Raw genomic sequence first — 22,568 nt, 5'->3', positions numbered from 1 at the left:
GACGCGAGCCGTCTGCGGTGGCCCCAGCGTGCGGCGGCGGGCGCGGGGCGTCCGTCGGCGAGGCGCGAGAGACATCCGAACCATCCGCGGTGAGAGGACCATCCATGCCCCGCAACCCCACGAAGTCCCTGCTGTCCGCGATCGCCGCGGCCCTGCTCGTATCCGGCTGCGGCGGGGGCGGAACGCCCGCCGCCGCTCCCCCGGCGGGCGCTCCCGCCAAGGGCTTCCCGGTCACGGTGAACAACTGCGGAGTGACCACCACGTACCAGCGCCCGCCGCGGCGCGCGGTATCGCTGAACCAGCACGCGACCGAGGTCATGCTGGCACTCGGCCTGGAGAAGTCGATGGTGGGCACCGGCTACCTGGACGACAAGATCCTCCCCGAGTACCAGGCCGCCTACGACGGCGTGAAGGTCCTCTCCAAGGAGTACCCCTCCTTCGAGGCGCTCCTGGAGGCCGAGCCCGACTTCGTGTACGGCGGGTGGACCTCGACGTTCGACGAGAAGGAGGGGCGCGGCCGGGCCGCCTTCACCAAGGCCGGGATCAACACCCACCTCAACAGCGAGGAGTGCCCCACCGGTCCGGTGAACGTGGCCTCGATGGACGAGGAGATCCGCACGCTCGGGAAGATCTTCGGTGTACCGGAGCGGGCCGAGGAGCGGCTGACGGCACTGCACGCCACCCTCGGGAAGGTGGAGAGCGGCCTCGCCGGCGTCACCCCGGCCAAGCTCTTCGTGTACGACAGCGGTGACAAGACGGCCTTCACCGCGGGCGGGAAGGGCGTCGGCAACGAGATGATGCGCCTGGCCGGCGGGGAGAACCTCTTCGCCGATCTCGACAAGGCCTTCGGCGACGTCTCGTTCGAGCAGGTGGCGCAGCGCGCCCCCGAGGCCGTCGTCATCTACGACTACGGCGACCAGTCCGTCGAGGACAAGAAGAAGTTCCTGCTCGCCCACCCGGCGCTGAAGGACGTCCCCGCGATCAAGAACCAGCGGTTCGCGGTCCTGCCCCTGTCCTCCACCGTGCTCGGCGTCCGGATGCCGTCGGCCGTCGAGTCGCTGGCGAAGCAGCTGCATCCGGGCCGCGTCCAGTGACCGGTGCGAAGGCGCCCGTGGCCGAGGGGGCCGCGCTCCGCGAGGCCGGCCCGTCCGTGCCCGTACGGCGCCCCGGGCTCCCGTACGGTCTGGTGCTGGCCTTCCTCGGCGTCCTGGTGGCCTGCGCCGCCACGGCCGGGATCGCGGCGGGTTCGATCAGCGTCCCCGCCGACCAGGTGTGGAGCATCCTGCTGCACCGGGTGCACCCGGCCCTCGCCGAGCCGACGTGGACGCCGGTGCGCGAGACGATCGTCGTCGACGTCCGGCTGCCCCGGGTGCTGCTGGCCGGTGTGGTGGGCGCGGGTCTGTCGGTGGCCGGGATGGCGCTGCAGGCGCTGGTCCGCAATCCGCTGGCCGACCCGATGCTGCTGGGCGTGTCCTCGGGCGCCTCGGTCGGGGCGGTGCTCGTCCTGGTCCTGAACCTCAGCGTCTTCGGGCTGTTCACCCTGCCGGTCGCCGCGTTCTGCGGGGCCCTGGCCGCGCTGGTCGCCGTGTACTTCCTGGCCCGCTCCGGCGGGCGGATGACGACGGTGCGGCTGGTACTGGCGGGTGTGGCCACGGCCGAGGTGCTGTCGGCGCTGGCCAGCTTCCTGATCGTCACCTCGAACGATCCGCACAAGACGCAGTCCGCGCTGCGCTGGATGCTCGGCGGGCTGGCCGGTACCACGTGGACGACGGTGTGGATCCCGGTCGGCGCCGTCCTGGTGGGGACGGGCGTGTTGCTCGGTGTGTGCCGTCCGCTCAACCTCCTGCTGGCCGGGGAGGAGGCCGCCGCGGCGCTGGGGCTGGACGTCCACCGCTTCCGCGGCGCCCTGTTCACGCTGGTCGCCCTGATGATCGGCACGATCGTCGCGGTCAGCGGGCAGATCGGCTTCGTCGGGCTCATCATGCCGCACGTGGTGCGGCTGCTCGTGGGCGCCGACCACCGGCGGGCGCTGCCCGCCGCCGCGCTGCTGGGGGCGGCCTTCCTGATCTCGGCGGATCTGGCCGCCCGTACGCTCATGAGCCCCGAGGAGATTCCCGTCGGCATCCTCACCGCCCTCGTCGGCGGTCCCTTCTTCCTCTGGCTGATGCGACGTAAGGCGGCCCGGTGACGAACCGACCGATCTGTGAGCCCGGTTCCCTCGACGCCGAGGACGTCAGCGTCGTCGTGGACGGCAAGGCCCTCGTCGACGGGGTGTCGTTGCGCGTGGCACCCGGCGAGGTGGTGGGCCTGGTCGGCCCCAACGGCGCGGGCAAGTCCACGCTGCTGCGCACCTTCTACCGGGCGCTGCGGCCCACGTCGGGCCGGGTGCTGCTGGACGGCGAGGACGTCTGGCGGATGCCGGGCAAGCGGCTCGCCCGGCGGCTGGCGGCCGTGCTGCAGGAGACGTCCGGGGACTTCGAGCTGACGGTGTACGACGTCGTGGCCATGGGCCGCACCCCGCACAAGCGGGCCTTCGCGGGTGACGACGCGGACGACCGCGACGTCATCACGCGCTCGCTGGAGGAGCTCCACGTCGGCGCGCTGGCGCACGCGCCGTTCGACCGGCTGTCGGGCGGGGAGAAGCAACGGGTCCTGATCGCCCGTGCGCTGGCCCAGCGCACGGGGACGATGGTCCTGGACGAGCCGACCAACCACCTGGACCTGCGCCACCAGCTGGACGCCCTGCGGCTCGTCCGGCGGCTCGGCGTCACCGCCGTCGTCGCGCTGCACGACCTGAACCTCGCGGCGGCGTTCTGCGACCGGATCTGCGTGATGGCGGGGGGCCGCGTCGTCGTCACGGGAAGTCCCGGGGAGGTGCTCACGGCGCCGCTCCTGTCCGAGGTCTACGAGGTCGAGGCCGAGGTCATCGAGCATCCGCGCACCGGGGTGCCCTTCGTCAGCGTCCTGCCGGGCCGCGAACGGCCGGGGTCCGCCGGTCCCGGCTGAGGTCGCGTCAGCGGGCGGCGGGGTGGAGCGCCGCGTACTCCAAGGGGGCAGACGGGTCGATCGATACGTCGAGCCGTGCGGGGTCCGCGCCCGCGCGGACCAGGAGGTCGCCTACGGCGGCGATCATCGCCCCGTTGTCGGTGCACAGGGTCATCCGCGGCACCCGCAGCTCGATCCCGGCGGCGGCGCACCGTTCCTCGGCCAGGGCCCGCACCCGCGAGTTCGCGGCCACGCCGCCCACCACGACGAGGGTCCGCACCCCGTACTCCGCGCAGGCGGCCAGCGCCTTGCGGGTCAGTACGTCCGCGACGGCTTCCTGGAGGGAGGCGGCGCCGTCGGCGAGGGGGATGTCCTCGCCCCGGATCCGGTGCTGCTCGGCCCAGCGCGCGGCGGCGGTCTTGAGCCCGGAGAACGAGAAGGCGTAGGGGGCGTCACCCGGGCGTGTCAGGGGCCGGGGGAACGCCACCGCGCGGCCGTCGCCCCCGCGGGCCGCCCGGTCGATCGCGGGGCCGCCCGGGTAGGGCAGGCCGAGGGCCCGGGCCACCTTGTCGAAGCACTCGCCGGCGGCGTCGTCCACGGTGTCGCCGAGGTGCAGGATCGGATCGCGCACGAGGTCCCGTACGAACAGCAGCGACGTGTGGCCGCCCGACACGATCAGCACCATGCACGGGTTCGGCAGCGGTCCGTGCTCCAGGGTGTCGGCGGCGACGTGCCCCGCGAGGTGGTGCACCCCGTACAGCGGGACCCCGGCCGCGTAGGCGAGGGTCTTCGCCCCGGCCAGCCCCACCTGCAGGGCGCCGGACAGACCCGGTCCGGTGGTCACGGCCACGGCGTCGACGTCCGAGATGTCCAGCCCCGCCTGCTCCAGGGCCTCGCGCACGACGGGGTTGAAGGCCTGCACGTGCGCGCGGGCGGCGATCTCCGGCACCACCCCGCCGAAGCGGGCGTGCTCGTCCATACTCGAAGCCACCACGTGCGCGAGCAGCCGCCCGCCGGACACGATCCCGGCCCCGGTCTCGTCACACGAGGACTCGATGCCCAGCACCACAGGAGAGCCCACCACAACCTCTTTCGCATCCGTTGTGCACCTGCAAGTTACTTGCAACAAGGTACTCGGTGGCCCGACCATGACGGGGACCGACGGATCCACCCGAGGACGGAGACGGCCATGCGCAGTGGGCGACCCAGCCCCCGGCAACTGCGGGACAACTTCGACAGGGCACTCGCGGCCGCGCTCGCGGGGCGGGGCCTGCGCAGCTGCCAGGGCTTCGACGACTACACCGACAGCGCCCTGTGGGCGATCGCCCGCGCCCGTCCGAACGTCCCGGACGGCCTCGTGGAGGCGGCCCGCCGGGCCTTCGCCGGACAGCTCGACGGCAGCAACTCCGCGCGACGGCAGGAGGACCTGGCCCGCATGCTCGCCGAACGCGGGGCGGGCAGCGGCACCGGCGAGGGGCGGGATCCGGCCCGTCCGTGCCCCCCGCCGGCCCGGCCGGAGGGCCCCGCCGGCTGACCGGTCGCGGGCGGCGGAGCCAACACCCCCGGCAGCGTGGTGGCCGGGTACATGGGCGGCCCGCCGATTGTGAGGGCCCGCCACATATCAGGCGGCTCCGGGGACTTCTACGTTGTGGCGACACGAACGTCCCCGCGAGCACCTGGAAGTGGTGTACATGGTCTCCCCCGCAACGGCCGCGCCGGCCCGGTCGGGCATCGCGCGCATCATCAGCGCGAGCCTGATCGGCACCACCATCGAGTGGTACGACTTCTTCCTCTACGGGTCCGCCGCCGCGCTCGTCTTCAACACGCTGTTCTTCCCCGCCAGTGACCCCCTCGTGGGGACCCTGCTCGCGTTCCTCACCTACGCCGTCGGCTTCGCCGCCCGCCCGCTGGGCGGGATGGTCTTTGGGCACTACGGCGACCGCATCGGCCGCAAGAAGCTGCTGGTGCTCAGCCTCCTGATGATGGGCGGGGCCACCTTCGCGATGGGGCTGCTGCCCACGCACGCGAGCATCGGCGTCGGCGCGCCGATCCTGCTCACGGTGCTGCGGCTGGTGCAGGGCTTCGCGCTGGGCGGCGAATGGGGTGGGGCGGTCCTGCTCGTGGCCGAGCACGGCGACGACAAGAACCGCGGTTTCTGGGCCTCGTGGCCGCAGGCCGGTGCCCCCGGCGGGAACCTGCTCGCGACCGGCGTCCTCGCGCTGCTCGCGGCCGTGCAGTCGGACGAGGCGTTCCTCGCCTGGGGCTGGCGCGTCCCGTTCCTGCTGTCGGGGGTGCTGGTGGTGATCGGGCTGTGGATCCGGGTGTCGGTGTCGGAGTCGCCCGCGTTCCTGGAGGCGCGGGCCCGGGCCGAGGCCGAGGAAGCGGCGGGCCGGCGGCGCAAGCCGCCCGTCGTCGAGGTCCTGCGGACCGGCCGGCGGGGCATCCTCACGGCGATCGGCGCCCGGCTGGGCGAGAACGTCTCGTACTACATCCTGACGGCGTTCCTCCTCGTCTACGTCACCGTCCACCTCCAGCTGCCGAAGGGCGACGCACTGAACGCCGTACTGATCGGCTCCGCCGTGCACTTCGTGACGATCCCGCTGTGGGGGGCGCTGTCGGACCGGATCGGACGCCGTGCCGTCACCCTCGTCGGATCGGTCGGCATGGCCGGCTGGGCGTTCGCCTTCTTCGCCCTCCTGGACACCAGGTCGTTCCCGGTGATCGCGGTCGCGGTCACGGCCGGTCTGCTCCTGCACGGGGCGATGTACGGCCCCCAAGCGGCTTTCATATCCGAGCTGTTCGACACGCGGGTCCGCTACTCGGGTGCCTCCATGGGCTCGCAGCTCGCCTCCATCATCGGCGGCGCCCTGGCCCCGATCATCGCGGTGGAACTCCTGAAGGACTACGACTCCTCCCTCCCGGTCTCCCTCTACCTCTGCGCGGCGGCGCTGGTCACGACGGTGACCGTGCTGCTGGCCCGGGAGACCAAGGGCCGCAGCCTGACCCGGCCGGACACCGTCACCGCCGGAGCCGCCCGCCCCGAGTCGGCACCCGTCGGCGGCTGACCCCGCCGCCGGCCGTATGCTCACCCCCGTGACGGAACCGGACGGCCCGCGGACCCGGGCAGGCGTACGGGACCTGCTCGGTCTGCTGGCCCTCGGAGCTCCCGCCGAGCACCTGGCCCGGCCGGTGGCGGCCGCGCGCGCCGCCGGTGCTCCCGCCGGGGAGCTGGCCGACCTGGAGGACGCCACGCGCGTGGCGCTGGAGATCCACCGCACGCTGGCGCAGCACCGGACCCGTGAGGCGGAGCTGACCGCGCTGTTCGACACGGCGGGCGACCTGGCGGCGCTGCGCGACCTGGACGCCGTACTGCGGGCGATCGTCCACCGCGCCAAGCAGCTCCTGCACACGGACGTCACCTACCTGTCGCTCCACGACGAGAGCGCGGGCGACACGTTCATGCGGGTCACCGACGGTTCGGTGTCGGCCGCGTTCCAGCAGCTGCGGCTCGGCATGGGCGAGGGGCTCGGCGGGCTCGTCGCCCAGACCGCCCGCCCGTACGCCACCGGGAACTACCAGAGCGACCCGCGCTTCCGGCACACGCGTCCCATCGACAGAGCCGTCGGCGAGGAGGAACTGCACGCCATCCTGGGCGTGCCGCTGCGGCTCGGGCCGAAGGTGATCGGTGTCCTGTTCGCCGCCGACCGCAGCCCGCGCGAGTTCACCGCCCGCGAGGTGGCGCTGCTGTCCTCGCTCGCCGATCACGCGGCGATCGCCATCGACGGGGCCCGGCTCCTGGAGGAGACCCGCGGTGCCCTCGCCGAACTGGGCGTCGCCTCCCGCACCATCCAGGAGAACAGCGACGCGATGCGCCGGGCCGAGGAGGCCCACGACCGGCTGACCGGGCTCGTCCTGCGCGGCGGGGACCTCGCGGAGGTCGCCGCGGCCATCGGCACGCTCCTCGACGGCGGCACCCTCATCCACGACGCCGACGGTACGGAACTGGCGCGGGCCCGGACCGGTTCCCGTCCCGCGCCCGCCGAAGCCGTCGCGGCTTCCCGGGCCGGCGGCCGGGCCGTCCCGCTGGACGGCACCTGGGTGTGCGCGGTGCTCGCCGGTCCCGAGGTCCTGGGCAGCGTCACCCTCACCGGCCGGCCGGGCCTCGGCGACGCCGGGCGGCGCCTGTTCGAACGCGCGGCCACGGTCACGGCGTTGCTGCTGCTCCTGCGCCGTTCGGTCGCCGAGACCGAGGACCGGATACGCGGCGAGCTCCTCGGTGATCTGCTGAGCCCCGCGGCGGATCCGGCGGGCCTGGCCGTCCGCGCCCGCCGGCTGGGCGTCGACCTCGGCAGGCCCCGGGCCCTGTTCGTCCTGCACAGCGATGCGGCTCCGCGGCCGCGGCTGCTCGCGGCGGCCGCGCACCAGGCGCGTGCGCGGCGGGGGCTGGCGGGCGTCCACCACGACCACGCCGTGCTCCTGGCCCCCTCGGAGGAGCCCGGTGCCGACGCCGAGTCGCTCGCCGCGGCCCTCGGGCGGGCGGTCGGGGGCCCGGTGACCGTCGGTGCGGCGGCGGCGGACGGCGAGGTGGCCGCGCTGCCCGCCGCGCACGCGGAGGCCCTGCGCTGCCTGTCGGCGCTGCGGGCACTGGGCCGGTCCGGAGAGGGCGGGACGCTGGCCGGCCTCGGCTTCCTCGGCGTGCTCCTGGGCGAAGGCCCCGACTTGCCCTCTTACGTACGGAGCACGCTGGGGCCCCTGCTGGAGTACGACGAGCGGCGCGGCAGCGACCTCGTGCACACCCTGCGGGTCTATTTCGCCGCCGGAATGAGCCAGTCCCGGGCCAAGGACGCCCTCCACGTGCACGTCAACACCGTCGTCCAGCGCCTGGACCGCATCGGCCGGCTCCTCGGCCCGGACTGGCAGTCCCCCGACCGGGCCCTGGAGCTCCAGCTCGCGCTCAGGCTGCACCAGGTGGCGGCCCGCCCGCCCTTCCCCGGACCTTGATCCGAGCTCCCTCGGAGATCGTTCACGCCGGGCTGACATTCCTGTAATCGCCCTGACGACAAAGGCACATGACTTAACCCTTGTTCCGTTGACCGCAATACTCCGGATCGATGAATCTGATCATCTGTTCCAGCGACCAGGGGGAGAGTCCGGTGAAATCGAATGCGCTCCTCCTCCCCGTCGGCCTGCGCGGACTGCCTCCGGCGTTCTGGTGGATCTGGGCGAGCATTCTGGTGAATTGGCTCGGCGCTTTCGCCGGACCGATGCTGGCCCTTTCCCTCACCGAAGGCCAGGGACATTCCCTTTCCTACGCCGGATTCGTCGTCTCGCTGCTCGGTGCCGGCGCCGTGGCCGGGTCCGCCGTCGGCGGGGTGCTCGCCGACCGGCTCGGCCGGCGGGCCACCATGTTCGCGGGGCACTGCTTCACCGCCGTCAGCATGACCGCGCTCGGCCTGTGCGAGGACCGCCGGGCGCTCGCCGTGGCGGCGCTCGCCGCCGGACTCGGTGCGGCCTCCGTACGTCCGGCCGCCCAGGCCGCGCTCGCGGACGTGGTCGCGGCCGAGGACCGGCAGCGGGCGTTCGGGCTGAACTACTGGGCCGTGAACACCGGAACGGCCGTCTCGGCCGCGCTGGCGGGCCTGCTCGTCGGCTACGGCTACACGCCGCTCTTCCTGGCCGACGCCGCGACCACCCTGCTGTGCGCCGTGGTGATCCTGGTGAAGGTCCCCGAGACCCGCCCCGAGCGGGCGGCCACGCCCCCGGCCGGACCGCTCCCGCAGGGGTCCGGTTCCGTGGCACCGCGCGCCGACCGGTCCTTCCCGCTCTTCGTCCTGTTCGTGGTGCTCGTTCTCGTCTTCGGCGCCGTGTACGAGCAGAAGGCCGCGGCGCTGCCCGTCGTGATGACCCAGGACGGGCACGCTCCGGCCGTGTTCGGCCTGCTGATGTCGCTGAACGCCCTGCTGATCGTCATCCTGCAGATCCCGCTCACCCGGCTGTTGCGGAGCCGCTCCAGGGCCCTGGTGCTGCTGGTCGGCGGTGCGCTGGCCGGGGGCGGGTTCGGGCTGACCGCGGTGGCCGACAGTGCGGTGGCCTTCGCGTTCACCGTCGTCGTCTGGACCTTCGGGGAGATGCTCTTCGCCCCGACGGTCGGCGCGGTGGCCGTCGAACTCGCGCCCGTCCACCGGCGCGGCCGCTACCTCGGGCTGTACGGAGCCGCCTGGTCGGGCGCGGCGTTCGTCGGGCCGGCCGGCGGGGGCCGGCTCCTCGACCACTGGGGGCCCGGCGCCCTGTGGCCGGTGTGCGCCGTCGCCGGGACCGCCGCGGGCGCGGGCTGCGCGCTGATCGTCCGCCGGCACAAGAACTTCCGTGCGGCAACAGCCGTACGCGAAGGCGACGGTGGCGTCCTGCCGCCCTCGCCCGCCCCCGCCGGAACCGGCCGGGGCACGTCACCCGAGAGGATCACGCAATGAACCAGCAGTTCGCCGTCAACACCTGTGTCGCCGCGTACGTCTCCGAGCAGGAGGAGCAGTTCGTCGCGAACACCTGCGTCGCCGCGTACGTGGCGGAGCAGGAGGAGCAGTTCGTCGTCAACACCTGCGTCGCGGCGTACGCGGCCTGATGCAGGCCCTGCCCGGTTCGCGGCCCGGCCCGGACGGTGACCGCCGTCCGGAGCCGGGCTCCGGCCCGTCCCCGGCCTTCGTCTCCCGGACGAGGGTGTTCGCCGGGCCCGGCGGGATTCCGCCCCGGCTGCACCTGGCCGTCTCGGACGTGACGGGCGCCGCGGACGTCCCGCAGACCTTCGGGACCTCCTGGGACGTGCCGGAGCGGGCCCGGCGCGCCGCCGAGGGCGAGGCGGTGGAGCGGTACGTCGGCGCGCGGGCCCCCGAGCCGTCCCGGATGCTGTACGGCAGCCACCGGGACCTGGTCCGGCGTGGTGTGCCCGCGCTGGACCCGCGCGAGCTGGTCCTCTACTCGCCGCGCCAGTACGCCCGTCCGGGATTCCCCTTCCGGCCCTTCCTGGCGGACTCCCCCGCGCACTGGGTTGAGGGGCGTTCCGCCGTCGACGGCCGGCCCGTCCGCGTACCCGCCTTCCTGGTGTACGCGGCCTGGTCGCGCATGCCCCATCTGGGCCCCGAGCCGCTGTACGCCTTCCCCGCCCTCGGCGGCATCGCCGCGGGTCCCTCGGCGGACTTCGCGCTGCGTTCCGGCCTGGAGGAGGTCATCGAGCACGATGCCACCGCCGTGTGGTGGGCCAACGCGCATCCCCTGCCCGCGCTGCCCCTCACGGAGGAGCTGCGTGCGCTGACGCGGGGCGCCCCGCGCGGTTTCGAGGTCCGTCTGGTCCCCGTCGGCAACGAGTTCGGCGTCCCCGTCGTGGCCGCGGGGGTCCGCAGCACCGACGAGGGCTGGCTGACGTACGGATCCGCCGTGCGGGCCGGCTTCGCGGAGGCCGCCGCCAAGGCCCTGGCCGAGGCGTACTCGCTCCAGCTCACCTGCCGGGCGCTGGACGACCCGGCGGCCCGGCCGGAAACTCCGGGCCGCCGGTCCCCGCTGAAGGCGTGGCGGCGCGACCGCCGCTACCTCGACGACTACCGGCCGGACGGCACGGACGTCGTCGAGCAGCTGTGCCAGCAGCAGCTGTTCCTGGACCGCAGGGCCGCCGACCGGGTCGCCCCCTGGGCGTGGGACCTGCCCGAGGGCCGCTGGGAGGAGCCGGCGGCGCCCGCCTACCGCAGCGCCGAAGAGCTGGTCGGCCGGGTCGCGGCGGCGGGCCGCGACGTGGTCGTGGTCCCGCTGTCGTCGGACGCGGAGGCGGCGCGGGGCACGTACGTCGTACGGGTCCTCGTGCCCGGGACCGCCGGGGCGGCGCCCGCCGCGTACCGGCCGCTCGGCGGCGGCAGGCTCCGGGACGCCGCGGTGCGGCTCGGCTGGCGGGGCCGCCCGCTGGACGAGGAAGGGCTCAACACCTTCCCGATGCCGCACGGGTAGGGGTCCCGGCGCCCGTTCAGCGGTGGCCGGGCACGCCGGGGCGGTTCGGGCGGGTGTCCTCGTCCGGGAGCGCGCCGGTGTCGGTGCGGCGCAGCTGGACGGCCAGGACCGCGAGCGCCGCGGCCAGGGAGACCAGCCCGCCGACGTAGAGGCCGGAGCGGGCTCCCCAGTGCTCGGCGAGCCAGCCGAGGAGGAGCGCGCCGACGGGGGTGGAGCCTTGCAGGATCAGGGCGTAGAGGGCCATGACGCGGCCGCGGAAGCGGGGATCGCTGCCGAGCTGGATGCGGTGGTTCGCGGCCTGCGCGAAGGTGATCGTCGCGAAGCCGGTGGCCGCCAGCAGGACCAGTGCGGTGGTGAAAGTGGGGGCGAACGCGGTGAGGGTCTCCAGCAGGCCGAAGGCGATGGCGGAGGCGACGACGAGGGTGGCGGAGGGCCGTCCGCGGCGGGCGGTGGTGGCGAAGGCGGCGAGCAGGGAGCCCGCGGCGAGTGCGCTGGCCAGCAGTCCGAAGGCGGCGGAGTCGGCGTGGAAGACGGTCTTCGCCAGGAGCGGCAGGGTGAGCTGGAAGTTGAAGCCGAACATGCCGACGACCGCGACCAGCGCCATGGGCAGCAGCAGGTCGGGGCGGCTCCTGACGTAGGCCAGTCCGTCCGCGACCTTCGTGGCGCGCTGCGGGGCGCCGCCCCGGTGGAGTTCGCCGGGCCGCATGGCCAGCAGGCTGAGTACGGTGGCGAGGTAGCTGACGGCGTTGAGCGCGATGACGGGGCCGGTGTCGAAGCGGCTGATGAGCAGGCCGGCGAGGGCGGGGCCGACGACGCGGGCCGCGTTGAAGTAGGCGGCGCTCAGGGCTGACGCGTTCGGCAGCAGCTCGGCGCCGACCATCTCGCTGACGAACGAGAGCCGGGCGGGCACTTCGACGGCGTTGACGGTGCCCAGTCCCAAGGCGAAGAGGTAGACGTGCCAGAGCTCGGCGCCCGGGAGCAGGACGGCGAGGGCGAGCAGCAGGGACAGGACTCCGGACGCGGCGTTCGCGCAGATGAGCAGTACGCGCTTGTCGTACCGGTCGGCGAGCCGTCCGCCGTAGAGGGTGAGCAGCAGGACGGGGGTGAACTGCAGGGCGGTGACCAGGCCCAGTGCCGTGCCCGAGTCTCCGGAGAGGGACAGTACGAGCCAGTCCTGCGCGACGATCATCATCCAGGTGCAGGTGACGGACAGCAGCTGGCCGCCCGCGAAGAGCCGGAAGTTGCGTACGGACAGGGCCTCGAAAGTGGTCCTGAACCTGTTCACTCCCGCACCAGGGCGATCATCGCGGCTCCTCCTCCAGTCAGATCATGATCGGAACCGTAGCCACGAGTCGCCATTTCCTGGCGGGAAATATGCGGTCCTTGACGTGGAATGCACTGACCCCTGCCGAATTTAACGTCCGGTTGCCGTACCCGGGCTCTGCCGCCCCCACCGGCGCGGCGCGGCAGGAATTGACGCCCCTTCACCCCGGAGAGGCCTGTTTTCCAATGTCCGAATCGACATCCACCGTCGGACGGAAGGGAGCGCTAGCATCGCGTCATGGTCACGGACCGCTCGCACGGCACCGCGCGGGCCCGCACTTCGGCGGGCCTGCCGCGCCTGCTCGCTCTGGCCGTGCTGCTGCTGGGCCTGTTCTGCGCGCACGGCACGGCCGCGCAGAGCGGGGAGGCGCATCCGGGTTCCGGTGCGTCCGGCCCGTCGGTGACGCAGGCCGTCAGCAGTGCCGTGCCGTCGCAGGCGCCCGCCGCCGGTCACGATCCCGCCCATCCGGCGCACGAGTGCGCGCCGCTGCCGCCGCGTCAGGGGGCCGTGTCGGACGCCGCGTCCACCGCCCCGCACGCCGATCCCGGCTGCGTCCGGGCCGCTCATCCGGACCACCGTGCCGGATCCGGCCCCGCCCGGCAGGGGCCGGCGCTCCCCGTCACCTCGGCCGTCCTGCGGGTGTAGCCGCCCCCGGCCCCGGCAGAGCCGCGCCCTCCGGGGCCCTCGGCGCCCGTCCTCCGGCCCCGCGCCGGTCGGCGTCGACCGCGACCCCGGCTCCCCGGGCCTCCCCGCCGACCGCCCGGCGGCGGTCGCCGGCACGCCCGTCCCGATCCTCCCCGCGCGGGGCTCCGCCGCCCCGGCCCACCCCGTCGGGGCGTACTCGGCACGCCGTACTCCGCATGCCGAACGCCCCGTGCGACGGCACCCGCACGTGCGATCACCCGGCTCCATCGAACGAGAGCGGAAACGATGCATCCCCCCATCACCGGCATCACACCCCCCAGCCGTGCCACCCTGTCCGGGCTGGTCGGCAACACTCCCCTGCTGCGCGTCTCGGATCCGCTGTCCCGGACGGGGCGCGGTTTCTGGGCGAAGCTCGAAGGCTTCAACCCCGGCGGCATCAAGGACCGGCCCGGCCTCCACATGGTGGAACGGGCCCGCGCCCGGGGCGATCTCGCGCCCCGGGCCCGGATCATCGAGTCCACCAGCGGCACCCTCGGCCTCGGTCTCGCGCTGGCCGGCATGGTCTACGGACATCCCGTCACCCTGGTCACCGACCCCGGACTGGAGCCGTCGATGACCCGCCTGCTGACGGCGTACGGGGCACGGGTCGACGTCGTCGCCGAACCGCACCCGGCCGGCGGCTGGCAGCAGGCACGCCGCGACCGGGTCGCCGAGCTGATGCGGCGCCATCCGGGGTCGTGGTGCCCGGACCAGTACAACAACCCCGACAACACCACCGCGTACACCCCGCTGGCCCTCGAACTCGCCGCCGAGCTCGGGCACGTCGACGTGCTGGTGTGCAGCGTCGGCACCGGGGGCCATTCGGCGGGGATCTCGCGCGTCCTGCGGCAGCTGTACCCCGGCCTGCGGCTGGTGGGGGTGGACACCGTGGGCTCCACCATCTTCGGACAGCCCGCCCGCAACCGGCTGATGCGCGGCCTCGGTTCGAGCATCCATCCGCGCAACGTCGCCTACGAGCAGTTCTCCGAGGTGCACTGGGTCGCCCCGGCGGAGGCCGTCTGGACCTGCCGCCGGCTCGCCGCCTCCCACTACGCGGCCGGCGGGTGGAGCGTCGGCGCGGTCGCCCTGGTCGCCGGCTGGCTGGCCCGTTCCCTGCCCGTGAGCTCCCGGATCGCGGCGGTCTTCCCCGACGGCCCGCAGCGCTACCTCGGCAGCGTCTACGACGACGACTACTGCGCCGCGCACGGCCTGCTGGACTCCCCTCCCGCCGCCGAACCCGACACGATCGGCCGTCCCGACGAGCGGGAGGTCACCCGCTGGACGCGGTGCGCGGCCGTCGTCGACCCACTGACCCTCGGCAGCCCGAACGGCACGGCCGGAACCAACGGCACGGCGGGCGCGGCGGGCACGGCAGGCGCGGCCGGCGCGAAGGAGCGGGCGTGATGGCGGGCACCCTCGCGCAGGTCCGCTCGTACGACCGCTGCGTGCAACTGCTGATGGTGAACCAGTTCACCATCAACCTCGGCTTCTACATGCTCATGCCCTACCTGGCCGCGCACCTGGCGGGGCCGCTCGGGCTGGCCGGCTGGACGGTCGGCCTGATCCTGGGCGTGCGCAACTTCAGCCAGCAGGGGATGTTCCTGATCGGCGGGACGCTGGCCGACCGCCTCGGCTACAAGCCGATGATCATCGCGGGGCTCGGGCTGCGCGTCGCCGGCTTCGCCACCCTCGGGCTGGTCGGCTCCGTCCCCGCGCTGATCGCCGCCTCCGCCGCGACGGGCCTGGCCGGGGCCCTGTTCAACCCGGCCACCCGGGCGTACCTCGCCGCGGCCTCGGGCGGGCGCCGGGTCGAGGCGTTCGCCCTGTTCAACGTCTTCTACCAAGCGGGCATCCTGCTCGGCCCCCTCGTGGGGATGGTGCTGACGGGCATCGGGTTCCGCGTCACCTGCCTGACCGCCGCCGCCGTCTTCGCCGTGCTCGGCGCCGTACAGATCCGGGCCCTGCCCGCCCGGCGGGGCAACGACGCCGCCGGCCGGACGGACGGCCCGCGCGAGAAGGTGCTCGCCCAGTGGCGCGGCATCCTCGCCAACCGGCCGTTCCTGCTGTTCTCCCTGGCCATGATCGGCTCGTACGTGATGACCTTCCAGGTGTACCTGGCCCTCCCCCTGGAGGTCCGGCGCCTGGGCGGTGGAGGGGACTTCGGCACGGCGGCGGTGGCGGGCCTGTTCGCCGTGTCGGGGCTGAGCACGATCCTGTTCCAGACGCGGGTCACCGCGTGGTGCAAGGCCCGGATGGAGCCGGGCCGCGCGCTGACCTGGGGGCTGCTCACGATGGGGGCGGCCTTCCTGCCGCTGCTGGCCGCCTCACTGGTGTCCGTCCCGGCCGGCGGAACGGGGGCGAAGCTGCTGGCCGCGGGGCCGCCGGCGCTGTCGGCGCTGATGCTGGCGCTGGGCACGATGATCGCCTACCCCTTCGAGATGGACACCATCGTCCGGCTCAGCGGGGACCGTCTCGTGGCGACGCACTACGGGTTCTACAACACGGTCTGCGGCATCGGCATCGCCGTCGGCAACCTGCTCACGGGCGCCGCGCTGGACACCGCGCGGGCCGCCGGGATGTCGGCGCTGCCCTGGCTGGTGCTCTGCGCCCTCGGTGTCGGCTGCACCGCCGCGCTGTACGGACTGCACCGCGGCGGCCGCCTGACTCCGGCGCCCCCGGAGCGGGTTCAGGCGATCCCGACGGTGTAGGCGGCGCGGTACCCGGAGCCGTCGGCGAGGGGCTTGAGGGTCATGGCGGCTCCGGAGGCCCGGTAGCGGTCGTCGCGCTCGTTGGGGTGCTTCGGAGCGCGCCGGCGGTCGTAGGGCGCCAGCGCGTACGCCTTCAGGAGGAGGTCCTCGGGGAAGAAGAACTGCGAGGTGGTCCCGGCGCCCGCGTCGGGACGCACCTTGAAGTGGATGTGCGGTGCCAGGCCCGCGTACCAGCCGGGCACGATCGTACGGAACACGGCCCGGCCGGTGGCGTCGGTGATCTGCGTCCCGCGCAGGAAGGTGGCCTTGCCCGTCGAATAGGTGCCCGAGGAGTCGGCCTGCCAGATGTCGACGGCGGCGTCCGCGAGCGGCCGGCAGCCCGCCGACATGCGGACCAGCGTCAGGTCGAGGCGGAACGGCACCCCCTTGCGGCCCTCCGTGACGTCCGACCGGACCTTGTCCAGGTCGAGGTAGTACGGGCCTTCACCTGCCTCCGCCGTGAGCACGCACCCGGGGGCGGCGCTGCCGCCCGAAGACTGGGCGGCCGCGGGCGCGGCGGCCGAGGCCTGACCGGCGGATCCGCGTACCCCGGCCGGGCCGGTACAGGCGGCGGTCAGCGCGGCCGCCCCCGCGGAACCGGCGGCCAGCAGCACCGCGCGGCGGCTGGTCCGGGAGGTGTCGTCGTACTCGGCCATGCGAACCCCTCGCAGCGTTCCTGGACCGTCGCACGCGGACGGCCGCCCACTGCGCCCACCGTGCCGGACGCCCGGCGCCCGCGTCGGCACCGACACCAACAACCAGGCCTTCGGCCCAGCGGCCGGGCGGAGGGTGCCGGCGCCGTGAGCCGGCGGGTCAGGCGGCGCGCTGGCGGATCCAGGCCTGGGTCGAGACGTTCGCGCACGGCATCTGGCGGACCTCCCGGCGGCTGCCGCTGGGCTGGCCCACGTCCTGGAGGCACAGGCCGGTGGCGGCGTTCTGGAACTGGATCGTGCCGTTGGGGAAGGCGAGCGGCAGCCACTGCTGGTTGAACCCGGCGTGGCAGTCCCAGATCTGGACGGTGCCGTCGGCTCCGGTGGCGTCCCTGACGTCGACGCAGCGGTGGCTGTCGAGCGAGATCAGGTTGAGGGTGACCTGCGGGGTGACCCGCTCCTCGAAGAGCTGGTTGGTGGCCCCCTTGCAGCTGAACTGCTGGACGACGGTCCCGTTCCCGGTGTTCCCGCCGCGTACGTCGAGGCACTTGCCGCTCGCGACGTTCGTGTACCGGTACTGGGGCGGAAGGGCGGCCGCGGAGGAGTCCGCGGCCCCGGCGGCGCCGGTGGCACCGAGGAGGCTCGCGGCGGTGACCAGGGCCAGGGTGACGGCGCGGGTGGCGCGTAGACGCATGGGCTTGCTCCCGGGGTGGTGAGGGCGGCGTCCCGGCGCCCGGAGCGGCTGGTGCCGGCTCCGGGCGGGGCAGGTGACGCGAGCACGTGCTGTCGCGGCGTGCTCACCGCACATCCCATCCGATGAAGCGCTTTAGCGGTACATAGCGAATCGGTCATTCCGGTGCCTGCGGGCGGCTGTTGACAACCCTGCGGGTCCGTGGTGGGGGGGCAGCCCGCAGGTCTCAGGTGCCCGTGTAGAACGCGATGGTCGCCGCCGTGGCCGCCGCGGCGGCCTCCGGGTCCGCGCCGGAGGCCGCGTAGGCGGCGCCCCACGCCTCGCCCGACCGGGTCATGAACCCCAGGGCCTCGGGCGAGGTCTGCCAGGCCTCGGCCCGCGCCCTGTCGACGCCGCCGTCCGCGAGGTACCGGCCGAGCCCGAGCAGCGCCAGGTCCCAGCCGACTCCGACGGCCCCCGGCCCGAACCGCCCCCAGAACTCCTCCGGCACCACGGCCGCGTGCTCCAGTTCGAACGCCGTGCGGCCAGAGCCCTCCGCCGCGAGCCGTACCTCGACCTCGCTGAATCCGGGCTCGGGGCCGAACAGCCAGCTCAGCCGTAGCCGCCGCGGCGCGTCGCAGGCGAGGATCCCGCCCCCGGCGTTGCCCTCCAGCTGGTAGTGGCCGCCGGCCTCGAACGCTCCGCTCACCGGCAGGAACCACCGTCCGATGCGCTCGGGCGAGGTCACCGCGGCCCAGACGTCGGCGACGCCGGCTCCGTAGGTGCGGCGCAGCAGCACCGTGCGGGCCTCGTCCGTCCCGGCCGGCCGCGAGCCGACCTCCCGGTGCACCCGTTCGATCTCGTCAGCGATGTCGGTCATGTCCGCTCACTTCCTTGCGGGTCCGCGTCACCGGCCGTCGTGCGCGGGGCAGCAGCCGTCGCGGAGCATCTGGTCCAGCACGGCGCCCCAGCCCTCCCCGGGCGGGACCGCGGTGGCGGGGGCGTGCCGGGCGCCTTCGAGTCCGGCGCGTTCGTGGAGGGTTCCGCCGCGTACGGCCGACCGTACGCGGATCAGGTCGGCGAAGTCGGCGAAGGGGTCCCCGTCGATGACGGTGAGGTCGGCGATCTTGCCGGCTTCGACCGTGCCGAGCCGGTCCGCGACGCCGAACGCGCGGGCCGGGGCGAGGGTGGCGGTGGTGAGGGCCTCGGCCGGGGAGAAGCCGTACCGGTGCAGGGCGCGCAGGCAGAGGTGGAGGTGGAGGCCGACCGGGGTGAGCGGGGCGTCGGTGCCGAGGACGACGCGGCCGCCGCCCGCGAGGACGGCGCGGTAGGCGGCGACCTCCCGTTCCAGAACGGCGTCCTGCTCGGCGCTCGGCGGCCGGGCGGCCGCGGCCCGTACGGCTTCCACGTCCCAGGGCGGCATCAGGGCGGTCACCCTGGGGTCGGTGGCCGTCGCCGGGTCGGCGCCGAGCAGCGGCAGGGCCGTGAACGGGGTGGCGATGAGGTCGAAGGCGCCGTGGGCGTAGACCTCCACGGTGTCCTGGTAGGTGTGGCCGCGGGGGGTCGCGCCGTGGCCGTGCTCGGCCCGTTCGGTGGCGACGAGGTGCGTCGTCAGGTCCTGGCCGCTCTGGATGCCGGGGGCGCACAGGTGGGAGCCGGCGAGGACGCCGAGCCGCTCGTGCGCGAAGCGGGCCGCCTCGGCCATCAGCTCGTACGGGGCCCGGACGTAGGTTTTGACGAAGTCCCAGTCCAGGGCTTCGGCGCGGGCCAGGGAGCGGGCGAGTCCGGTCCGGGTGCGGTGCGCCCGGCCCATGCTGTAGGCGACCCGGGAGCCGTCGAGGAGTTCCCCGCCGGCCAGCATCCGGGGGGCCCGGAGCAGCCCGGCGCGGATGTCCTCACGGAGCCGGGCCTGTTCGTGGGCGGAGCCGCCGAGGGAGACGGTGGTGGTGACGCCGTAGGCGAGGTGGAGCAGGCCCTGGCGGGCTCCGTAGGTGTACGGGTACGGGTGGACGTGGGAGTCCCACAGGCCCGGCAGGACGGTACCGGTGGAGGCGTCGACGCTGCGGGCCGCGCGCCGGGCGGACCGGTGCGGCCGGTGCGGTTCGACGGCGGTGATCCGTCCGTCCCGGATGAGGACGTCGACGTCGGCGCGGGGCGGGGAGCCGGTGCCGTCCCACAGCAGTCCGGCGTGGACGACGGTGTCGACGGGCGCGGGGCGGCGGTGGTTCAGGGAGACGGGCACGGTCCGGGGCGGTCCGGCGGGCGTACCGGTTCCGTCGAGGGTGAGCAGGCGCAGCCGGGCGCCGCTCTGGTAGAGGAGGGTGCGGCCGTCCGCCGACCAGGAGGGGTGGTCGGCGCTCTCCTCGGTGACCTGGCGGGCGGGTCCGGCGGGGGCGCCGTCGGGGGTGACGGGCAGCAGCCAGAGCGCGGACTCGGCGACGCAGGCGAGGAAGCGGCCGTCGGGCGACCAGACGGGGCCGGAGGCGTAGCGGTCGGACAGGGAGGCGTGCGGGGCGAGCGGGTGGAGGCGGTCCGCGCCGGTGACGGTGTCGACGATCCGGATCAGGTTGTGGCCCTCGCGGAAGCGCCGGTTGAGCCTGTTGCGGTCGCAGAGGGCGACGTACCGGCCGTCGGGCGACCAGCTGGGCGGGCCGGGCAGGCCGCCCCCGCCGAGGGCGGTTGCCAGCGGGGTCTCGGCGCCGGTGGTGAGGTCGCGGACGAGGAGGCGGCCGGACAGGTCGAGGGCGGCGAGGCGCCCGCCGTCCGGGGAGGGGGTTCCGTAGACGCGGCCGCCGGGGGCGAGGACGGTTTCGCGGCCGTCGGCGAGTTCCCGGCGGCGTACGGTGTTCAGCCCGTCGCGGTCGTCGGTGTAGACCAGGGCCCTGCCGTCCGGGGTCCACACCGGCCCCTGGACGTAGGCGGTGACGGGCGCCTGGACGATCCTGCGCGGGACTCCCGTGGTGACGGGCGCGACCCAGAGGGCGTTCAGGGCGGCGAAGGCGACGCTGCGGCCGTCGGGCGAGAGGCTGGGCAGGTGGATGCCGAGCACCGGACGGTTCCGCTCGGCCTCCAGGACGTACTCCTTGACCCGGTAGCGGGGCCGGGTCACTTCGAGGGTGGCGTCGAGGGGGATCTCCCGGCCGACGGGGTCGCGGTGGGGGCGGATCAGCCGGAACCGGCCGTCGAGGGTGATCAGGAGGCTGTCGTCGCCGGTCCAGCGCGGGGGCGCGGGTGCCAGGTCGCCGTCGAGGGCGACGGGGCGGCCGTCCACGTACAGCGTGTGGAGTTCGGCCTTGCGCGGGCCGGGGGCGGCGGACAGCCAGGCGGTGCGCCCGGCCGGGGAGAGCGCCGGGGCGAGCAGGCCGCCCTCGCTCACGGTGTGTTCGGTCCGTACGGTGCCGGTCGCGTCGGCGGCGACGGAGGCGAGGGTGCGGGCGGTCAGGGTCTCCCCGGTGAGGGTGGCGCGGACGAACAGCACCCGGGTGCCGTCCGCCGACCAGACGGGGTCGAAGTCCTCCCAGGCGCCGTCCTGGCCGGGGCCGGTCTGCCCGGGCAGACCGGTCAGGCGGCGCGGGGGCCCGCCGGTGAGGCCCGCGGTCCAGATCCGGTACGGGCAGCCCGTCACGGGGTCGCCGCCGCGTTCGGAGCAGAAGGCGAGGGTGCGGCCGTCGGGGGACCAGGCGGGCGCTCGGTCGTCGAAGGGGCCGTCGGTGAGCCGGCGCAGGCCGGATCCGTCGGCGCGCATCACCCAGATGTGGAAGGAGCCGCCGCGGTAGGCGCTCATCGCCACGTGGCGGCCGTCCGGGGAGAACACGGGGCGGCCCGGTTCCAGGTCGGGCGGGGTGAGGGCGGTGGCGGGCGAGCCGTCCGGCGGGAGCGACCAGAGGACGTTCTGCACCTCGGCCACGACGTGCCGCCCGTCGGCGGTGGCGGTCGCCGCGCCGTTGGTGGCCCGGGTGAAGCGGAGCCGGAGCCGGTACCCGGGCGGCGCGGCCGCCGCCAGGGCCGCCGCCGCCCCGGCCGGGGCCGCCGGTGTGGTGGCGGCCGGTGTCGTCGCCGGGTGCGCGGGGGCCGGGACCGCTTCGGCCGGGGAGCGGCCGAGGAGCGCCGTCAGGGCGCCCGCCGAAGCCGCCTGGAGTACCGTCCTTCGTCCGACCCGCAACCCGACCACTCCGCTCGCCTCGCGCACCCGCTTGCGCCGCACGGAGTCCGTACGGCGGCCGCCCCGTCAGCCATCCGAACGATCAAGGCCCGGTTCCGGCAACGGCCCGCGTGCCAAGGGCGTCCGGACGGGGGCCGGGTCCGGGGCCTCGCGGAGGGTCCGGGCGGCGAGGGCGGCGGCCGCGCAGAACAGGACGGGCAGCAGGAGGGCCAGGTCGAGGGAGACGAGGTCGGCGAGCGGCCCGATCACGGCGGGTCCGGCGAGCATGCCCAGGTATCCGAGGCCCGCGACGCGGGAGACGTTGGCGCCGGCGCGGTCCGGGTCGGCGTGTCCGGCCGCGCTGAACAGCTGCGGTACGCAGCCCGCGAGGCCCGCCCCGAAGAGGGTCCAGCCGGCCAGGGCGAGCGGGACGCCGGGCGCGGCCACGGCCAGGGTCAGGCCGGCGGCGGCGAGGGCGCAGCCGTGGCGCAGGACGGCGGCGGGTCCGATCCGTGCGGCGAGCCGGTCGGTCAGGAGGCGGCCGACGGTCATGGCGGTGGCGAAGGAACCGTAGGCGAGTGCCGCGGTGGCGGCGGGGGCGCCGAGGGCGTCCCGCAGGTGCAGGGCGCTCCAGTCGTTGGCCACGCCCTCGCACAGCATGAGCATGAAGGCGAGGACGGCCAGGAACCCGATGCGCGGGGCGGCGCCCCGGCCGGCCCCGGCGGTGGTCTCCGGTTCCGGGGTGGCCGTGGCGGGCTCGGCGGAGGGAGCGGGCAGCAGCGCGGGAGCGGCCAGGGCGGCGACGGCGAGAGCGCCGAGGGCGGTGGCGGTGAGGGCCGCGGTGACGCCGAGTCCCCGGCCCAGCGCGAGGGCTCCGGCCAGCGCGGCGAGGACGCCGCCGATGGAGAAGACGGCGTGGAAGGCGGACATGACGGGCCGCCCGTACCCGCGCTCGACCCGCACGGCGTGGGTGTTCATGCCGACGTCGAGGCAGCCGTTGCCGAAGCCGAGGACGAACAGGGCCGCGCCCAGGGTCCAGGCGTCGCGGGCGAGTGCGGGCAGGACCAGCGCGGCGCCGCACAGGGCGGCGCTGACGGGTACGGCGGCCCTGGCGCCGAACCGGTCGGTGAGCGGCCCGGCCAGCCGCATACCGGCGAAGGCTCCGCCTCCGAGGAGCAGCAGGAGCCAGCCGAGCAGGGCGTGTCCGATGCCGGTGCGGGCCTCCACGGCGGGGATGTGCACGATCCACATGCCCATGACGAAGCCGTTCAGGGCGAAGTAGACGAAGGTGGCCAGTCTTGCCCGGCGCAGTGATGTCTCCATACGAACGAACATAACGCACATGATTCATGTTCGTACATTGCCTTTCGAACATCGA

At 74.6% G+C, this 22,568-nt stretch carries 19 protein-coding genes; 12 read left to right on the top strand and 7 right to left on the bottom strand.

The window, feature by feature from the left end; translation table 11 throughout:
- Nucleotides 1-104 precede the first annotated feature (104 nt).
- The 3 genes from AC07B0_RS07170 to AC07B0_RS07160 are packed head-to-tail and all read left to right on the top strand — an operon-like array spanning nt 105 to nt 3,006.
- Complete coding sequence (locus tag AC07B0_RS07170; RefSeq protein WP_478897129.1) at nt 105-1,094, top strand: ABC transporter substrate-binding protein; 990 nt, start codon at nt 105-107, stop codon at nt 1,092-1,094.
- Nucleotides 1,095-1,150: 56 nt separating this feature from the next.
- Nucleotides 1,151-2,188, top strand: a complete 1,038-nt coding sequence (locus AC07B0_RS07165) for a FecCD family ABC transporter permease (protein ID WP_356876680.1) — start codon at nt 1,151-1,153, stop codon at nt 2,186-2,188.
- A complete protein-coding gene (locus AC07B0_RS07160; protein WP_478897127.1) occupies nt 2,185-3,006 on the top strand; it encodes an ABC transporter ATP-binding protein in 822 nt (273 codons plus the stop codon). The genes AC07B0_RS07165 and AC07B0_RS07160 overlap by 4 nt, the downstream gene beginning before the upstream one ends.
- A 7-nt stretch (nt 3,007-3,013) precedes the next feature.
- Here the strand turns inward: AC07B0_RS07160 and tsaD are convergent, their stop codons facing one another.
- The gene (gene tsaD, locus AC07B0_RS07155; protein WP_478897252.1) at nt 3,014-4,054 is read right to left on the bottom strand and encodes a tRNA (adenosine(37)-N6)-threonylcarbamoyltransferase complex transferase subunit TsaD; all 1,041 of its coding nucleotides are present in this window, start codon (nt 4,052-4,054) and stop codon (nt 3,014-3,016) included.
- 120 nt (nt 4,055-4,174) lie between these two features.
- On the opposite strand from tsaD, the gene AC07B0_RS07150 reads away from it, so the two are divergent.
- From AC07B0_RS07150 to AC07B0_RS07125, 6 genes are all read left to right on the top strand, one after another.
- Complete coding sequence (locus tag AC07B0_RS07150; RefSeq protein ID WP_478897125.1) at nt 4,175-4,519, top strand: hypothetical protein; 345 nt, start codon at nt 4,175-4,177, stop codon at nt 4,517-4,519.
- Nucleotides 4,520-4,676: 157 nt separating this feature from the next.
- Nucleotides 4,677-6,050 (top strand): MFS transporter, encoded by a 1,374-nt coding sequence (locus AC07B0_RS07145; RefSeq protein ID WP_469377981.1) that lies wholly within the window; start codon nt 4,677-4,679, stop codon nt 6,048-6,050.
- Nucleotides 6,051-6,066: 16 nt separating this feature from the next.
- A complete protein-coding gene (locus AC07B0_RS07140) occupies nt 6,067-7,986 on the top strand; it encodes a helix-turn-helix domain-containing protein (RefSeq protein ID WP_478897122.1) in 1,920 nt (639 codons plus the stop codon).
- 152 nt (nt 7,987-8,138) lie between these two features.
- Nucleotides 8,139-9,455, top strand: a complete 1,317-nt coding sequence (locus AC07B0_RS07135) for an MDR family MFS transporter (RefSeq protein WP_478897120.1) — start codon at nt 8,139-8,141, stop codon at nt 9,453-9,455.
- Complete coding sequence (locus tag AC07B0_RS07130) at nt 9,452-9,604, top strand: hypothetical protein (RefSeq protein ID WP_356876610.1); 153 nt, start codon at nt 9,452-9,454, stop codon at nt 9,602-9,604. Before AC07B0_RS07135 ends, AC07B0_RS07130 begins: the two co-directional genes overlap by 4 nt.
- The gene (locus tag AC07B0_RS07125; protein WP_478897118.1) at nt 9,604-10,974 is read left to right on the top strand and encodes a YcaO-like family protein; all 1,371 of its coding nucleotides are present in this window, start codon (nt 9,604-9,606) and stop codon (nt 10,972-10,974) included. The genes AC07B0_RS07130 and AC07B0_RS07125 overlap by 1 nt, the downstream gene beginning before the upstream one ends.
- Nucleotides 10,975-10,990: 16 nt before the next feature.
- Here AC07B0_RS07125 and AC07B0_RS07120 read toward each other — a convergent pair whose 3' ends face one another.
- Nucleotides 10,991-12,259, bottom strand: a complete 1,269-nt coding sequence (locus AC07B0_RS07120) for an MFS transporter (protein WP_469377974.1) — start codon at nt 12,257-12,259, stop codon at nt 10,991-10,993.
- Between the two features lie 276 nt (nt 12,260-12,535).
- Here AC07B0_RS07120 and AC07B0_RS07115 point away from each other — a divergent pair, with 276 nt between their 5' ends.
- The 3 genes from AC07B0_RS07115 to AC07B0_RS07105 all read left to right on the top strand — a co-directional run bounded on the left by AC07B0_RS07115 (nt 12,536) and on the right by AC07B0_RS07105 (nt 15,690).
- The gene (locus tag AC07B0_RS07115) at nt 12,536-12,943 is read left to right on the top strand and encodes a hypothetical protein (protein ID WP_478897116.1); all 408 of its coding nucleotides are present in this window, start codon (nt 12,536-12,538) and stop codon (nt 12,941-12,943) included.
- 285 nt (nt 12,944-13,228) lie between these two features.
- Entirely contained in the window at nt 13,229-14,386 is a 1,158-nt protein-coding gene (locus AC07B0_RS07110; RefSeq protein WP_356876618.1) for a PLP-dependent cysteine synthase family protein, read from the top strand.
- A complete protein-coding gene (locus AC07B0_RS07105; protein ID WP_478897114.1) occupies nt 14,386-15,690 on the top strand; it encodes an MFS transporter in 1,305 nt (434 codons plus the stop codon). Before AC07B0_RS07110 ends, AC07B0_RS07105 begins: the two co-directional genes overlap by 1 nt.
- Here the strand turns inward: AC07B0_RS07105 and AC07B0_RS07100 are convergent.
- The 5 genes from AC07B0_RS07100 to AC07B0_RS07080 all read right to left on the bottom strand — a co-directional run bounded on the left by AC07B0_RS07100 (nt 15,669) and on the right by AC07B0_RS07080 (nt 22,513).
- Nucleotides 15,669-16,385: a dioxygenase family protein gene (locus AC07B0_RS07100; RefSeq protein WP_478897112.1), complete on the bottom strand. Its 717-nt coding sequence runs from the start codon at nt 16,383-16,385 to the stop codon at nt 15,669-15,671. The two genes, AC07B0_RS07105 and AC07B0_RS07100, sit on opposite strands and share 22 nt — an antisense overlap.
- A gap of 157 nt (nt 16,386-16,542) precedes the next feature.
- Nucleotides 16,543-17,073 carry an RICIN domain-containing protein gene (locus AC07B0_RS07095; RefSeq protein ID WP_356876624.1) on the bottom strand — a complete coding sequence of 177 codons (531 nt, stop codon included), beginning with the start codon at nt 17,071-17,073 and terminating at the stop codon, nt 16,543-16,545.
- Between the two features lie 223 nt (nt 17,074-17,296).
- Nucleotides 17,297-17,929 carry an SRPBCC family protein gene (locus AC07B0_RS07090; RefSeq protein WP_478897110.1) on the bottom strand — a complete coding sequence of 211 codons (633 nt, stop codon included), beginning with the start codon at nt 17,927-17,929 and terminating at the stop codon, nt 17,297-17,299.
- Nucleotides 17,930-17,956: 27 nt separating this feature from the next.
- Nucleotides 17,957-21,253 carry an amidohydrolase family protein gene (locus tag AC07B0_RS07085; protein ID WP_478897108.1) on the bottom strand — a complete coding sequence of 1,099 codons (3,297 nt, stop codon included), beginning with the start codon at nt 21,251-21,253 and terminating at the stop codon, nt 17,957-17,959.
- Between the two features lie 24 nt (nt 21,254-21,277).
- Nucleotides 21,278-22,513 (bottom strand): MFS transporter, encoded by a 1,236-nt coding sequence (locus AC07B0_RS07080; protein WP_469377965.1) that lies wholly within the window; start codon nt 22,511-22,513, stop codon nt 21,278-21,280.
- Nucleotides 22,514-22,568 lie beyond the last annotated feature (55 nt).

Source organism: Streptomyces sp. NPDC044704 (assembly GCF_056433525.1).
Note: the sequence above shows the minus strand (reverse complement) of the source record. Positions and strands in the feature narration are given on the sequence as shown.

What these genes read in the sequence shown, in the direction of transcription:
- AC07B0_RS07095 (WP_356876624.1), bottom strand. Translation starts at nt 17,073, where the DNA reads ATGCGTCTACGCGCCACCCGCGCCGTCACCCTGGCCCTGGTCACCGCC.
- AC07B0_RS07110 (WP_356876618.1), top strand. Translation starts at nt 13,229, where the DNA reads ATGCATCCCCCCATCACCGGCATCACACCCCCCAGCCGTGCCACCCTG.
- AC07B0_RS07140 (WP_478897122.1), top strand. Translation starts at nt 6,067, where the DNA reads ATGCTCACCCCCGTGACGGAACCGGACGGCCCGCGGACCCGGGCAGGC.
- AC07B0_RS07115 (WP_478897116.1), top strand. Translation starts at nt 12,536, where the DNA reads ATGGTCACGGACCGCTCGCACGGCACCGCGCGGGCCCGCACTTCGGCG.
- AC07B0_RS07170 (WP_478897129.1), top strand. Translation starts at nt 105, where the DNA reads ATGCCCCGCAACCCCACGAAGTCCCTGCTGTCCGCGATCGCCGCGGCC.
- AC07B0_RS07150 (WP_478897125.1), top strand. Translation starts at nt 4,175, where the DNA reads ATGCGCAGTGGGCGACCCAGCCCCCGGCAACTGCGGGACAACTTCGAC.
- AC07B0_RS07145 (WP_469377981.1), top strand. Translation starts at nt 4,677, where the DNA reads ATGGTCTCCCCCGCAACGGCCGCGCCGGCCCGGTCGGGCATCGCGCGC.
- AC07B0_RS07100 (WP_478897112.1), bottom strand. Translation starts at nt 16,385, where the DNA reads ATGGCCGAGTACGACGACACCTCCCGGACCAGCCGCCGCGCGGTGCTG.
- AC07B0_RS07105 (WP_478897114.1), top strand. Translation starts at nt 14,386, where the DNA reads ATGGCGGGCACCCTCGCGCAGGTCCGCTCGTACGACCGCTGCGTGCAA.
- AC07B0_RS07080 (WP_469377965.1), bottom strand. Translation starts at nt 22,513, where the DNA reads ATGGAGACATCACTGCGCCGGGCAAGACTGGCCACCTTCGTCTACTTC.
- AC07B0_RS07090 (WP_478897110.1), bottom strand. Translation starts at nt 17,929, where the DNA reads ATGACCGACATCGCTGACGAGATCGAACGGGTGCACCGGGAGGTCGGC.
- AC07B0_RS07130 (WP_356876610.1), top strand. Translation starts at nt 9,452, where the DNA reads ATGAACCAGCAGTTCGCCGTCAACACCTGTGTCGCCGCGTACGTCTCC.
- AC07B0_RS07125 (WP_478897118.1), top strand. Translation starts at nt 9,604, where the DNA reads ATGCAGGCCCTGCCCGGTTCGCGGCCCGGCCCGGACGGTGACCGCCGT.